General features: G+C 58.7%; 11 protein-coding genes. 1 reads left to right on the forward strand and 10 read right to left on the reverse strand.

The window, feature by feature from the left end:
• Positions 1–6: 6 nt before the first annotated feature.
• The 7 genes from ACFSE1_RS09765 to ACFSE1_RS09795 all read right to left on the reverse strand — a co-directional run bounded on the left by ACFSE1_RS09765 (position 7) and on the right by ACFSE1_RS09795 (position 9,320).
• Positions 7–693 (reverse strand): Crp/Fnr family transcriptional regulator, encoded by a 687-nt coding sequence (locus ACFSE1_RS09765; protein WP_377400036.1) that lies wholly within the window; start codon positions 691–693, stop codon positions 7–9.
• Positions 694–822: 129 nt separating this feature from the next.
• Positions 823–4,158 (reverse strand): efflux RND transporter permease subunit, encoded by a 3,336-nt coding sequence (locus tag ACFSE1_RS09770; RefSeq protein ID WP_377400039.1) that lies wholly within the window; start codon positions 4,156–4,158, stop codon positions 823–825.
• Between the two features lie 14 nt (positions 4,159–4,172).
• Positions 4,173–5,366 (reverse strand): efflux RND transporter periplasmic adaptor subunit, encoded by a 1,194-nt coding sequence (locus ACFSE1_RS09775; RefSeq protein WP_377400214.1) that lies wholly within the window; start codon positions 5,364–5,366, stop codon positions 4,173–4,175.
• 411 nt (positions 5,367–5,777) lie between these two features.
• Positions 5,778–6,770, reverse strand: a complete 993-nt coding sequence (locus ACFSE1_RS09780; protein WP_377400042.1) for an ABC transporter substrate-binding protein — start codon at positions 6,768–6,770, stop codon at positions 5,778–5,780.
• 24 nt (positions 6,771–6,794) lie between these two features.
• Positions 6,795–7,661, reverse strand: coding sequence for an ABC transporter permease (locus tag ACFSE1_RS09785; RefSeq protein WP_377400045.1), 867 nt, complete (start codon positions 7,659–7,661; stop codon positions 6,795–6,797).
• Positions 7,658–8,542, reverse strand: coding sequence for an ABC transporter permease (locus tag ACFSE1_RS09790; RefSeq protein WP_377400048.1), 885 nt, complete (start codon positions 8,540–8,542; stop codon positions 7,658–7,660). The genes ACFSE1_RS09785 and ACFSE1_RS09790 overlap by 4 nt, the downstream gene beginning before the upstream one ends.
• Entirely contained in the window at positions 8,529–9,320 is a 792-nt protein-coding gene (locus ACFSE1_RS09795) for an ABC transporter ATP-binding protein (RefSeq protein WP_377400051.1), read from the reverse strand. The genes ACFSE1_RS09790 and ACFSE1_RS09795 overlap by 14 nt, the downstream gene beginning before the upstream one ends.
• A gap of 122 nt (positions 9,321–9,442) precedes the next feature.
• Between ACFSE1_RS09795 and ACFSE1_RS09800 the strand changes: the two genes are divergently transcribed.
• On the forward strand, positions 9,443–9,856 hold the full coding sequence (locus ACFSE1_RS09800) for a cupin domain-containing protein (RefSeq protein ID WP_377400054.1): 414 nt from the start codon (positions 9,443–9,445) through the stop codon (positions 9,854–9,856).
• Between the two features lie 8 nt (positions 9,857–9,864).
• Here ACFSE1_RS09800 and ACFSE1_RS09805 read toward each other — a convergent pair whose 3' ends face one another.
• From ACFSE1_RS09805 to ACFSE1_RS09815, 3 genes are all read right to left on the reverse strand, one after another.
• Positions 9,865–10,296, reverse strand: coding sequence for a hypothetical protein (locus tag ACFSE1_RS09805; protein WP_377400057.1), 432 nt, complete (start codon positions 10,294–10,296; stop codon positions 9,865–9,867).
• A 39-nt stretch (positions 10,297–10,335) separates the two neighbouring features.
• The gene (gene hydA, locus ACFSE1_RS09810; protein ID WP_377400060.1) at positions 10,336–11,790 is read right to left on the reverse strand and encodes a dihydropyrimidinase; all 1,455 of its coding nucleotides are present in this window, start codon (positions 11,788–11,790) and stop codon (positions 10,336–10,338) included.
• A gap of 85 nt (positions 11,791–11,875) precedes the next feature.
• Positions 11,876–13,129, reverse strand: coding sequence for a Zn-dependent hydrolase (locus ACFSE1_RS09815; protein ID WP_377400063.1), 1,254 nt, complete (start codon positions 13,127–13,129; stop codon positions 11,876–11,878).
• Positions 13,130–13,333 lie beyond the last annotated feature (204 nt).

The following is a 13,333-nucleotide window of genomic DNA, read 5'->3' on the forward strand; positions in this document are numbered from 1 at the left end:
TGTCCATCACATCTCTCTTAACGCTTTCACGTCGCTGATCTGGATCACCCGCCCGCGCACGCTGACGCCCGCGCGCTTGAGGGAAGAGAAGGCGCGGGAGAGCGCTTCCGGTGCAAGGCCCAGCATGCCCGCCAGCAAATTCTTCTGGAAGGGAAGGCGAATGGAGGCGGAGCCGGAATCAACCGGGCAGCGTTCAAGAAGGTAATCGGCCACCCGTTGTGGTGCCGTATGCAGGCGGTCGTTCACCAAGGTTTCGGTGGTGACGATCAGATGCTCGGAAAGTGCGGCAATCATCGCCTTGGCAACAGTCGGATCGCGCTCGGCAAGGTCACGAACATCCTTGGCGTCCAGTCTTGCAAGGCTCACATTCTCGGCCGCCTGCGCGCTGTAGGGGTAGTGTGTGCCGCCAAAAACCAGGCATTCGGCAAAGACTTCACCCGGGGTGCAGATGCGGAAATCCGCCTGTCGGCCATCCTTGCCCATCCGGTAGAGGCGGGCATAGCCTGCGAGCAGGCAATAGATCGCAGTGGCAGATTCGCCTTCCCGAAAAATGATGGAGCGTGCTGGCAGAGATATGATCTGCGCGCTGTCCAGCAGGCTCTCCAAAGCCGCCGGAGACAGGTGCTTCATGAATGACGTTTTTGCGAGCAGATTGCGCTCGCGGTTGTTTGCCCTATTGCTTCTATCCAGCATCTCCCGACTCCCCATCATTCGGCTGACCTGAAAAACCCAAATGTCATGATCGTGAACTAACATGACGAATGCGTGTCCGGATTGATCGATGTCAATCCGGACACTCTAGATGAGTAAAATAGGACGCTACTACTCTGCGGCGAGTGGGGGAAGCCTGAGGACGTTGTTTGACCCGGCTATACCGTTGTTCTTTTCGGTTTTCTCAGGCGTTTCCGCCCTGATCTGTTCGAGGCGTGTCTCAAGCTCGGACAGTTTCTGCTGTGTCTGTCGCGTTGCGCGGCTGAGTTCCTCCTCGGTCAGGATAGCCTCTTCCTCTTCCTTCTTGCCCACATAACGGCTGAAAATGCGGGCGAGCAGGCCTGAGAGATCGTCCATGATGAGGAAGAAGGCCGGCACCACGACCAGGCTGAGGACCGTGGAGACGATAATGCCGCCAATCACGGCAATGGCCATGGGCGCACGGAAGGAGCCGCCTTCTCCGACACCGAGTGCCGAAGGCAGCATGCCTGCCGACATGGCTATAGAGGTCATGATGATCGGGCGGGCACGCTTGCGGCCAGCTTCCACCATGGCATGAAGCCTGTCCAGACCATGGCGGCGCATTTCGATGGCGAAATCCACCAGCAGGATCGCGTTTTTGGTGACGATCCCCATCAGCATAAGGATACCGATGAGGACGGGCATGGAGAGCGCGTTATTGGTGAGGATGAGGCCCACGGCCACACCGCCAATCGCAAGCGGCAGGGAGAACAGGATGGTGAAGGGCTGGATGACATCCTTGAACAGAAGGATCAGCACCACCAGCACAAGCAGCAGGCCAAGCAGCATGGCATTGGCAAAGCCCTCAACCATTTCCGCCTGAACCTTGGCATCGCCGCTTTCCGCCAGACGAACGGTCGGCGGCAGTTCTGTTTCATCCACGATACGCTTGAATTCAGCCGTGGCGGTATCAAGCGCCACGCCCTGAGGCAGATCTGAACCGATGGAGACAACACGGCTGCGATCATTGCGCTTGATGGAACTCGGGCCTTCCGAGTAATCCACATCGGCAACGGCGGAGAGGGGAACGATCTGGCCGTTTGCCGTCTTCAGCTTCAGATCGCGGATCGCCTGAAGATCCCGACGCACATCCAGCGATGCCTGAACACGAATGGGAATGAGACGGTTATCCAGCGAAATCTTGGGCAGCGCCGCATCCACATCGCCAATCGTGGCAACGCGCACCGTCTCGGAAATCTGTTGCGCGGTGATGCCAAGTCGAGCCGCTTCATCCTTGCGCGGACGAATTTGCAGCTCGGGACGGGGCAGGGCGCCTTCCGAAGACACATTGGCGAGAATGGTAGAGGCGCGAAGACTGCTTTCCAGCTTTGCCACGGCATCGTCCAGTTCCTCGCCATTGCTGGCAAGGAAGTTGAAGGCGAGTTCGCGTTCTCCACGGTCGTTCAACTTGGTAACACGAACATCCGGCAAGGCGTGAAGCTTGGAAAAGATCTGCTTTTCGATCTCCCATTGCGGGATTGTGCGCCCTTTTTCCTCGACCTTGGGCAGATAGGGGCCGATGAGCGGGATACTGCCGAAGCCCTTGTTGACGATGGTCTTTAAAAGCGAGTGATCGATCTTGCCGAGCAGGACATTGATTGTGGCGCGGCGCAGTTCCAGGTCTCCCTTTGGCGAGGCGCCGCCAAGCACGAAGACGTTCTGCACACCTTCCACGGTTCTGATGATCTCATAGGCTTTCGAGGTCGTCGCCTCGGTTTCGGCAAGGCTCGCATTCGGCGGAAGTTCAAGCGATATGGTGATACGCGAGCTGTCTTCCGGCGGCAGGAAGCTGCCGGGCACCTTGGAGAGAAGGAAGAGCGATCCGGCCAGGAAAAGGATCGCGCCGAAAAGCGTGGCATAGCGCATGGAGACCCGGCGCGTCGTGGCGGTCACAAGCCCGGTATAGGCCTTCATCAGCCTGCCATCGTTGTCGTGATGGTCATCCATCGCGTCTTCGGCGCGCATCAGATAGGCGGCCATCAGCGGCGTGATGAGGCGTGCGACCAAGAGCGAGAAGAAGACCGAGAACGCAACGGTCAGGCCAAACTGGATGAAGTATTGCCCGGCGATGCCCGGCATGAAGGAGACCGGCACGAAAACGGCGATAATGGTGAAGCTGGTGGCGATCACGGCGAGGCCGATTTCGTCCGCCGCCTCCAGGGCTGCCTTGTAGGGTGTTTTGCCCATCTTGATGTGACGGGCAATATTTTCCACCTCGACAATCGCGTCATCCACGAGAATGCCGGTGGCGAGAGTGAGCGCCAGGAAGCTGACGAGGTTCAGCGAAAAGCCCAGCAGGTCCATCACCAGGAAGGTGGGGATGACCGAAAGCGGCAGTGCCACGGCAGAGATCAGCGTTGCCCGCCAGTTGCGCAGGAACAGCATGACCACGATGACGGCAAGGATTGCGCCTTCGATCAAGGTATGGATAGCGGCTTCGTAATTGCCATAGGTGAAATAGACGCTGTCATCCACCATGGTGATGGAGACATCCTGGTGCTGCTGGCGGATTATGTCCAGCTGCTCGGCCACGGTCTGGGCGACGGACACTTCACTGGCACCCTTGGCACGGAAGACGGCGAAGGTGACCGTGGGCTGACCGTTGAAGCGCGCGAAGGATTTCGGCTCCTCATATGTATCGGTTATCGTCGCGAGATCCGACAGCTTGACGAAGCGGCCGTTCGAGAGCGCGATTGTGGTGTTGGCGAGGTCAGACACCCGCCTTGCATCGCCCAGGGTGCGGATGGTCTGCTCGTTGCCAGCAACCTGGCCACGGCCGGAGCCCAGATCGACATTGCTGCCGCGCAGCTGGTTGTTCACTTCAGAGGCGGTGATGCCATAGGAATTCAGCTTTGCCGCATCCAGCGCCACTTTCACTTCCCGGTCCGCCCCGCCGTAGCGATCGATCCGGCCAATGCCCGGCTGGCCCTGGAGCGCCCGCTTGATGGTATCATCCACAAACCATGACAACTCCTCCAGTGTCATGTTGGGAGAGGTGACGGAAAAGCTTTGAATGGCTTGCCCTTCCACATCGATCTTGGTGACGATGGGAGCTTCGGCAGAGGCCGGGAGGTTCGAGCGGATGCGGTCGATTGCATCCTTCGTTTCCTGCACCGCCTCGTCCGTCGGCTTCTCAATGCGGAAGAGCACGGCTGTGGTGGAGAGGCCGTCGGTGACCGTGGAGGTGATCTCATCGACGCCGCTGATGGCAGCAACCGCGTCTTCGATCTCCTTGGTCACCTGCATTTCCAGTTCGCTCGGCGAAGCACCGCTCTGTACGACAGAAATGGAGACAACAGGGACATCAATATTGGGGAAGCGCGTGATGGGCAGCTTGTTGAAGGACTGGATGCCCATGATTAACAAGAGCGCGAAGATCAGCAGCGGTGCGATGGGATTTCTGATGGACCAGGCGGAAAAGTTCATCGATCAGGTTCCCATCAATTCGAAGCGTCGGTTTCGACAGGAACCGGCCTGATGTGGTCACCGTTTCGCACGAAGGCACCGGCTTTTGCGACCACCTCATCGCCAGCGCTCAATCCGCTCAGAATCTGCACCATGCCTGCGTCCTGAATTCCGGTTTCCACCGCCACCTGTTTCACGATGTTGTTTTCCACCTTGCGGGCAAAGGAGCCCTTTCGGTCGCTGGTCACCGCCGATTGAGGCAGCGCCAGTCCGCGGGTTTCCTCCACAATGATCTCGGCGCTGGCATACATGCCGGGCCGGGCACCGCTATCCTCGTCCACCACAATGTGAACTGCGCCGAGGCGTGTGGTTTGATCCACCACGGGACCCACGAGCCGCACCGTGCCTGCAAGCGCCTTCGTGGTGCCGGCAATCGTCACGCTGGCTTTCATACCCTGCGAAATGCGTCCGATCATGCCCTCAGGCACATCGGCAACCAGTTCGATTTCGCCGTCCCGGATCATGTTGAACAGCGGCTGACCGGCGCCGGATGCAATAGCGCCAACCTTGGCATCGCGTCTGGAGATGACGCCATCGAGCGGAGCCTTCACATCCGTGCGCTCCAGACGGAGGTTGATGTCGTCGATCTGTGTCTGCACCACTTTCACATCGGCTTCGCCCACATTCACGGCCTGCTTTGCCGCATTGAGTCGGGCAAGTGCAGCCTGTGCCGTTGCGGCCGTTTGCTCAACCTGCGCCGTGGAAACGGTGCCGTTCTTGGCAAGGGCTGCCGTGCGGTCGCGCTGGCGGGCGGCATCATCGGCATTGGCCTGTGCCTCGATAACCTGCGCGCGAAACTGCGCCAGACCGGCTTCAGCCTTTGCCTTGTTTGCCTCGAGCTGGCTTTTCTGCAGGAGAAGCGAGTCGCTGTTGAGTTCGGCCAGCACCTGGCCAGCCTTCACCCGGTCGCCAACATCGACGCGCAGTGACTTGATGGAAAGTCCATCCACCAGCGGCTGAACGAACACTTCCTGCACGGGCCGGATCGTTCCGCTGGCGATGATGCTGTCCTTGAGCGGGCGCTCCACCACCTTCGTGACCATGATTGCCGGAAGCCGTTGCTGGTTCTGCTGAGGCGGAACAGGCTCTTGTGCCGCCACGGGCATTGCCAGTGCAGTCGATGCCAAGGCGCCAACCAACAGCGCCCGAATAAGTTCTGCTGTCCCCATCATCCCAGTCTGACCTGTTCCCAATCGTACAAATAAGTTTCTGCTACTATACTGGCCTGCTGCAGGCAGAAAAGATGATGCCTGCCAGTGGCTGCGCGCCGTGCGGCTGTTCAAGCTGCTTCGCGCGTTCAATCGCGTCATAAAGTTTTTGCGTCGGAGCGCCTCACACGCATGAATGCGCAATTGGCTGCTCCTTGCGAATTTTTCCGCGTCAACCGCCTGCATCAGCCTGATGTCAGGTGGGTACGCAAACATCACTGCACAAGATCACCCCGTCAACTAAACGTTGTTGAGACTAGCCGTGTCCTGGTACTTGATCAATCGCAACTCTGTATCAGCTTTCAGTCCTATCTGCGGATAAGAGAAACGCCCGGTAAACACCGGGCGTTGAAAAGCATGATTGCGGAGAGGTTACTGAAGTGCGGCTTTTGTGATGTCGAGCGTATAAGCGCCTGTCGGCTCTTTGGTAATGACAGGATCGGAGCCACCGCCAAGAAGCGTTTTGACTGTTCGCTGATAGTCGGCTTCGTCCAGCGAACCATTGGAATCTGCCGTCAGCTTGGCCACTTCGCTCATCATCCGCTTCTGGTGCTTTTCCGTCTGCGCGCCAGATGCATCGTTTTCAAGGACAATCTCTGCCGCTTCATCCGGGTTCTTTTCGGCGTATTTCCAACCCTTCATGGAAGCGCGGACGAACTTGACCATTTTTTCCTTGAAGGCCGGGTCTTTCAGCTTGTCTTCCAGAACGTAGAGGCCGTCCTCAAGCGTTGCCACACCTTCATCTTCATACTTGAAGGTGACGAGCTGGTCTGGCTTGATCCCCGCGTCGATGACCTGCCAGTATTCGTTATAGGTCATGGTGGAGATGCAGGCCGCCTGCTTCTGCAACAGCGGGTCTACGTTGAAGCCCTGCTTCAAAACCTTCACGCCATCGGCAGAGCCATCGGTCTTGATGCCGAGATGCGCCATCCAGGACAGGAAGGGATATTCATTGCCGAAGAACCAGACACCCAGCGTCTTGCCCTTGAAATCCGCTGGCTTGGTGATGCCGGTCTCTTTCAGACAGGTCAGCATCATGCCGGATTTCTTGAAGGGCTGGGCAATATTGACGAGGGGAACGCCCTTTTCGCGGGTGGCAAGAGCAGATGGCATCCAGTCCACGATCACATCGGCACCACCGCCAGCCAGCACCTGGGGAGGGGCAATGTCCGGACCGCCGGGCTTGATCTCGACGTCCAGACCTTCCTCTTCGTAGAAGCCTTTTTCCTTGGCAACATAGTAGCCGGCGAACTGGGCCTGGGTGACCCATTTCAGCTGGAGTGTTACCTTGTCCGCCGCAGCGGCCTGCATGGCGGTGAGCGAAACGGCTGCCGCAAGGATCAGGGATGCAAGTTTGATTGTCATGTCAGTTCCCTCTTTTGGTTATTATCAACTCCGTCCCCCACGGATGGACGGATGCCAGAAGGTGACGGCCCTTTCCGTGACCGCTACCAAACCGTAAAATACTGAGCCTGCGACTGCCGCGACGGCAATTTCTGCCCACACCATGTCGATATTCGCGCGGCCCACTTCCGTTGAAATGCGAAAGCCCATGCCGACGATCGGGGTGCCGAAGAATTCGGCCACGATAGCGCCGATCAGCGCCAAGGTGGAATTGATCTTGAGCGCGTTGAAAATGAACGGCCATGCGGCGGGCAAGCGCAGCTTGATGAGCGTTTGCCACCAGCTTGCGGCATAGGTGCGCATCAGGTCGCGCTCCATGTGGCTGGCGGCAGCCAGGCCCTGCACCGTGTTTACCAGCATGGGGAAGAAGGTCATGATGACAACAACGGCGACCTTCGACGGCCAGTCGAAGCCGAACCACATGACCATGATCGGCGCAATGCCGACCACCGGCAGCGCCGAGACGAAGTTGCCAATGGGCAGCAAGCCTCTTTGCAGGAAGGGCGAACGGTCGATCAGGATGGCGACAATGAAGCCGAGGCCGCAGCCTGCGACATAGCCGGTGATGACGGATTTCAGGAAGGTCTGCTGGAAATCTGCCCAGAGCACCGGGCCGGATGCAATCAGCTTCGCCCAGATGGCAGAAGGCGCGGGCAGCAGGATCGGCGGGATCCGAAAGCCGAGCACAAGGCATTCCCAGACAGCAAGCAGCGTCAGTCCGAAGATCACGGGCACCGCAATGCCAATGGCTTTCTGCACGCCGGGGTTTGCTGGCCGCTGCCGCACCAGCCACTCGTTCAGGCCCCAGGCAAGCAACCAGATGACGACGGCGGATATCAGATAGGCGTTCATGGCTTTACCCCCATCCGCTTCAGAACCCGCGTGTGGGCAAATCCGATGATGGAAACCAGCACGGCTGCAAGCGCTGCCGCCATGAACAGAGCCGCCCAGATCTGGATCGTCTGGCCGTAATAGGAACCGGAGAGAAGCCGCGCGCCAAGACCCGCCACCGCGCCGGTTGGCAATTCACCGACAATGGCGCCCACCAGCGAGATGGCAATTGCCACTTTGAGCGAGGTGAAGAGATAGGGCATGGAGGCCGGCCAGCGGAGCTTCCAGAAGGTTTGCGATTTACTGGCGCTATAAGTGTGCATGAGATCGAGCAGCAGCACATCCGGGCTGCGCAAGCCCTTCACCATGCCGACCACGATGGGAAAGAAAGACAGATAGGTGGAAATCAGCGCCTTCGGCAGAAGGCCGGAGACGCCGATGGAATTCAGCACCACGATGATCATGGGCGCAATGGCCAGGATCGGGATGGTCTGGCTGGCAATGACCCATGGCATCAGAGACTTGTCCATTGCACGGTTGTGCACAATGGCAATTGCCAGCACGATGCCAAGCACCGTTCCCATTCCAAAGCCCATGAGCGTTGCTGAAAGCGTGATCCAGGCGTGATAGACAAGGCTGCGTTTCGAGGTGATTGGCTTGGCGATGGTGGTATCCCAAAGCTCGGCGATGATCTGGTGCGGGGCAGGCAGGACAGGCCGTTCCTGGCTGAAGGTTTGCGGAATGATCTCTCCAAGGCTGATGGTCGTGCCCGCGCGGGCTGCCTGATCGCGCACGAAGGGCGCGTTGAGATAGATGACGGCCAAATGCCAGATGACGAGAATGGCCGCGATCACGGTGAGAACCGGCAGGATGCGGTCGCGAAAAAGGTCAGTGCTCCTCATAGCTATGCCCTGCCTTCAAGCCTTCGCGCACACGGTGGGCGATTTCCAGAAACTCCGGTGTGTCGCGGATTTCCAGAGGCCGCTCGCGCGGAAGCGTGGACTCGATCACATCCGTCACCCGGCCCGGACGCGGGCTCATCACCACGATGCGGGTGGAAAGATAGACCGCTTCAGGAATGGAGTGGGTCACGAAACAGATGGTCTTGTTGGTGCGCTCCCAGAGCTTCAAAAGCTGCTCGTTCAAATGGTCGCGCACGATTTCGTCCAGCGCGCCGAAGGGCTCGTCCATCAGAAGAAGATCAGCATCGAAGGCAAGCGCACGGGCAATGGAGGCGCGCTGCTGCATGCCGCCGGAAAGCTGCCAGGGAAATTTCTTGCCAAAGCCAGCAAGGTTCACAAGATCCAGCGTGCGCTCCACGCGCTCTTTCTGCTCGGCCGCGCTATAGCCCATGATTTCCAAGGGAAGTGCGATATTCTTCTCAATGGTGCGCCAGGGATAAAGGGCAGCCGCCTGGAACACATAGCCATAGGCGCGTGCCTGCCGCGCCTTTTCCGGTGTCATGCCATTGATTTCGATTGTGCCGCTGGTGTGCTTTTCCAGATCGGCAATCACGCGCAGAAATGTCGTCTTGCCGCAGCCGGATGGCCCGATGAAGGAGACGAAATCGCCCTTCCGGATATCGAGGTCAACGCCGGTCAGCGCGTGAACCGGACCGTCATTGGTTTCAAAGGTGAGGCCAAGATTGCGGGCAGATACGACGGAAGAAACATCGTTCATCGCAAGGCCTCACATGCAAAGGGACAGATAGTATGTGGCATGATCTCTGCTATCTTCGGTTTGAGTATTCAAGCGTGCAGCCTCTTTGGCTGGCAGGCGAAAAGGACGGGGAGAGACGTCACATGAACCCATCATCAAAACCCACCTGCCGGCTGGTGAAGCCGGGCAATACCTATGACGGCAAGCAGGGGCTGAGTTACTTTGAGGGCATTGCGGCAGAAACCGTGGGGGCAGAAGGCATCTGCATGCATATTCTGACGATGCCACCTGGCGCACGTGCCAAGGCGCATCTGCATGAGAGCCACGAGACCGCGATCTACATGCTCTCCGGCAAGGCGGATACGTGGTATGGCGACAATCTGGAGCATCATGTCGTGGTGAGCGCGGGCGAGCTGTTCTACATCCCCGCAGGCGTGCCGCACCTTCCGGCCAATTCCTTCGATGAACCGGCGACAGCAATCATTGCCCGCACGGATCCCAATGAGCAGGAAAGCGTGGTGCTGCTGCCGGAACTGGATGCTCTGGTGAAGACCTGAACCTCCTGTCATCTCAAAATCCCTTCGCGCTGCCGAAAGGCAACGAACCAGAGCACGAGTGCTGCGAAGATGCCTGTGGGCACAAGCTCCAGCGCCAGGAAAACAATACTGCGGTTGAAGAAGCGGCCAAAGGTCAGAAGCTGCAGAGCGGTGATGCCGAGGAGCGGGCAGACCGCTCCAGCGATTACAAAATGCCACCATTGCTGCCGACCGCGCCGTTTCATGATGAGCAGGCTGACAAGCGCGCATGGGAGCGCCAGCAGAAGGCAGATCGGCATGATGTTTGCCGTCAGCCGCAGGACTTTCAGGACGTGGTCGGGAAAGAGCAGAATGAAAAGCGGTAGGCGACCGTAGAGGACAGCATCCTCTATCTCCATTGTCACCCACATGCCGAGCACGCCGACCAGAACCGCAAGGGTGTAGCCAGCGGTAAAACGCACGCTTCGGTGAAGCCATGTTGAGCCCGCAAGCTGCACCGCTCACACCCCCGTGGCGGGAATGCCCGTACGCTCCACCTTGCGGGGTGCGACCAGCTCCTTCCATGTGGAAAGCGCTTTGTTGACGGCCGTGAAGGGTTCGCGCTTGACGAACTGGCCGTGACCCTCGCGCGTCTTCACCTGATCTTCCTCGATGGCGACATAGCCACGCGTCAACGTAAAGCGCGGCAGGCCGGTCACCTCCTTGCCTTCGAAGACATTGTAATCGATGGAGGATTGCTGGGTCTTGGCAGAAATCGTCTTGGAGCGCTTGGGATCCCAGACCACGAGATCTGCATCGGCCCCAACCAGAACCGCACCCTTCTTAGGATACATGTTGAGGATCTTGGCGATGTTGGTGGAGGTGACGGCGACGAACTCGTTCATGGTCAATCGACCGGTCATTACGCCATAGGTCCACAGCATGGGCATGCGGTCTTCCAAGCCGCCGGTGCCGTTGGGGATCTTGGCGAAATTGCCGACGCCGAAGCGCTTTTGTTCGGTCGTGAAAGCGCAATGGTCCGTTGCCACGCAGGAGAGAGAGCCGGACTGCAAGCCTGCCCAGAGCGAATCCTGATGCTGCTTGTTGCGGAAAGGCGGGCTCATGACGCGGCGGGCTGCGTGATCCCAATCCTTGTTGAAATATTCGCTTTCATCCAGCGTCAGGTGCTGGATCAACGGCTCACCATACACGCGCATGCCTTTCTGGCGCGCGCGGCGAATGGCTTCATGCGCTTGCTCACAGGATGTGTGGACCACGTAGAGTGGAACGCCCGCCATGTCTGCCAGCATGATGGCGCGGTTGGTCGCTTCGCCTTCCACTTCCGGCGGGCGGGAATAGGCGTGGCCTTCCGGCCCATCATTGCCTTCTGCCAGAAGTCTTGCCGTCATGGAGGCAACCACATCGCCGTTTTCCGCATGGACCAGCGGCAGGGCGCCCAGTTCCGCACAGCGCTGGAAGGAGGCGAACATCTCGTCATCATTCACCATCAGTGCGCCCTTATAGGCCATGAAGTGCTTGAAGGTGTTGATGCCCTTCTCCTGAACGATCACTTGCATCTCGTCGAAGATGCGCTCGTTCCAGCCGGTGATTGCCATATGGAAGGAGTAATCGGCCGTGGCGCGGGAGGTCTTGTTGTCCCACATTTGCAGCGCTTCGAGGAGCGATTGATCGGGTGCGGGCAGACAGAAATCCACCACCATGGTGGTGCCGCCTGCCAGACCTGCGCGGGTGCCGCTCTCGAAATCATCCGCCGAATAGGTGCCCATGAAGGGCATTTCCAGATGCACATGCGGATCGATGCCGCCCGGCATGACATAGCAGCCGCTGGCATCCAGAACCGTATCGCCGGAAAGGTTCGGCCCGATCTCGACAATCTTCCCGCCATCCACCTTCACATCGGCAATATAGGTGAGGTCTGCCGTGACGATGGTGCCGTTTTTGATGACTGTGCTCATTGATCCGTTCCCTCTGTCTGTCTTCTTGAAGGGACCGGCTTTGGCCGGCACCCTTTGTCTTTCGTTCAGGCTGCCGGCCGCTTGCTTATTCGACGATCTCCGCTGTCTCGACGACGGCATGGAACAGCACATCGCAACCTGCCGCTGCCCATTCCTTCGATATCTCTTCCGCCTCGTTATGGCTGAGGCCGCCGACGCAAGGGCAAAAGATCATGGTGGAAGGGGCCACCTTGGCCGCCCAGCAGGCATCGTGACCGGCACCGGAGATAATATCCATGTGGCTGTAGCCGAGTTTTTCCGCAGCGCTGCGCACCCGCTCGACCAATGTGGGGTCGAAGGTGACGGGATCGAAGTGGCCGACCGCTTCCACCGTGCAGCCAACGCCAAGCGGCTCGCAGATCTTCATGGCTTCCGCTTCTATTTTTGCCCGCATCCGGTCCAGTTTTTCCTGGGAAGGTGTGCGAATATCGACGGTGAAGACCACCTTGCCCGGCAGCACATTACGGGAATTGGGCGAGAAGAACACCTGTCCCACGCCACCCACAGCGCCCGGCTGCTCGGACATGGCCACTTCCTGCACCATTTCCAGAATGCGGCCAAAGGCAAGCCCCGCATTCACGCGCAAATTCATTGGTGTGGAGCCGGTATGGGCTTCCTTGCCCGTCAGCGTGAATTCCAGCCACCAGAGGCCCTGGCAGTGCGTGACGACGCCGATCTGCTTGTTTTCTGCTTCCAGGATGGGCCCTTGCTCGATGTGATATTCGAAATAGGCATGCATCTTGCGCGCGCCCACCTCTTCCTCGCCGAGCCACCCTATGCGCTTCAGCTCATCGCCATAGGTCTTGCCGTCTGGGTCTTTGCGCCCATAGGCATAATCCAAGCTATGAACGCCGGCAAACACGCCGGAGGCCAGCATGGCAGGCGCGAAACGAGCGCCTTCCTCGTTTGCCCAATTGGTGACGACGATGGGGTGCCTGGTCTTGATGCCGAGATCATTCATGGTGCGAATGACTTCCAGACCGGCCAGAACCCCGAGCACACCGTCATATTTGCCGCCCGTCGGCTGCGTATCGAGATGGCTTCCGACATAGACGGGCAGGGCATCCGGGTCGGTGCCGGGGCGGGTGGCAAACATGGTGCCCATCTTGTCCACGCCCATGGTAAGGCCCGCTTCCTCGCACCACTTCTGAAACAGATGGCGGCCTTCGCCATCGGCATCCGTCAGGGTCTGGCGATTGTTGCCACCGGCAATGCCAGGGCCGATCTTCGCCATGTCCATTAACGAGTCCCACAGCCTGTCGCCGTTCACGCGCAGGTTTTCGCCTGGTGCCGCCACCATACGTTCATTCCTTTATCTGTTTCAGCCGTTATTCAACGCGATGCGGCTGCTGTTCCCTGGGCGGTCGTTGGCTGCTTCTTGAAGCAAGGCGAAGAGAGGTCTATTGCCTTTGCCCGGCAGCTCATTGATATTTGACCGATTGGTAAAAGCTTACAATTTCCATCGGCGCACTCAAGCGCAAAATCACGATGGCCTTGAAAAAAT

This window comes from Affinirhizobium helianthi, from assembly GCF_042680945.1.
Classification (GTDB): domain Bacteria; phylum Pseudomonadota; class Alphaproteobacteria; order Rhizobiales; family Rhizobiaceae; genus Neorhizobium; species Neorhizobium helianthi.

Coding starts and splice junctions, on each gene's coding strand:
- ACFSE1_RS09765 (WP_377400036.1), bottom strand. CDS start 693: ATGCTGGATAGAAGCAATAGGGCAAACAACCGCGAGCGCAATCTGCTC.
- ACFSE1_RS09770 (WP_377400039.1), bottom strand. CDS start 4,158: ATGAACTTTTCCGCCTGGTCCATCAGAAATCCCATCGCACCGCTGCTG.
- ACFSE1_RS09775 (WP_377400214.1), bottom strand. CDS start 5,366: ATGGGGACAGCAGAACTTATTCGGGCGCTGTTGGTTGGCGCCTTGGCA.
- ACFSE1_RS09780 (WP_377400042.1), bottom strand. CDS start 6,770: ATGACAATCAAACTTGCATCCCTGATCCTTGCGGCAGCCGTTTCGCTC.
- ACFSE1_RS09785 (WP_377400045.1), bottom strand. CDS start 7,661: ATGAACGCCTATCTGATATCCGCCGTCGTCATCTGGTTGCTTGCCTGG.
- ACFSE1_RS09790 (WP_377400048.1), bottom strand. CDS start 8,542: ATGAGGAGCACTGACCTTTTTCGCGACCGCATCCTGCCGGTTCTCACC.
- ACFSE1_RS09795 (WP_377400051.1), bottom strand. CDS start 9,320: ATGAACGATGTTTCTTCCGTCGTATCTGCCCGCAATCTTGGCCTCACC.
- ACFSE1_RS09800 (WP_377400054.1), top strand. CDS start 9,443: ATGAACCCATCATCAAAACCCACCTGCCGGCTGGTGAAGCCGGGCAAT.
- hydA (WP_377400060.1), bottom strand. CDS start 11,790: ATGAGCACAGTCATCAAAAACGGCACCATCGTCACGGCAGACCTCACC.
- ACFSE1_RS09815 (WP_377400063.1), bottom strand. CDS start 13,129: ATGGTGGCGGCACCAGGCGAAAACCTGCGCGTGAACGGCGACAGGCTG.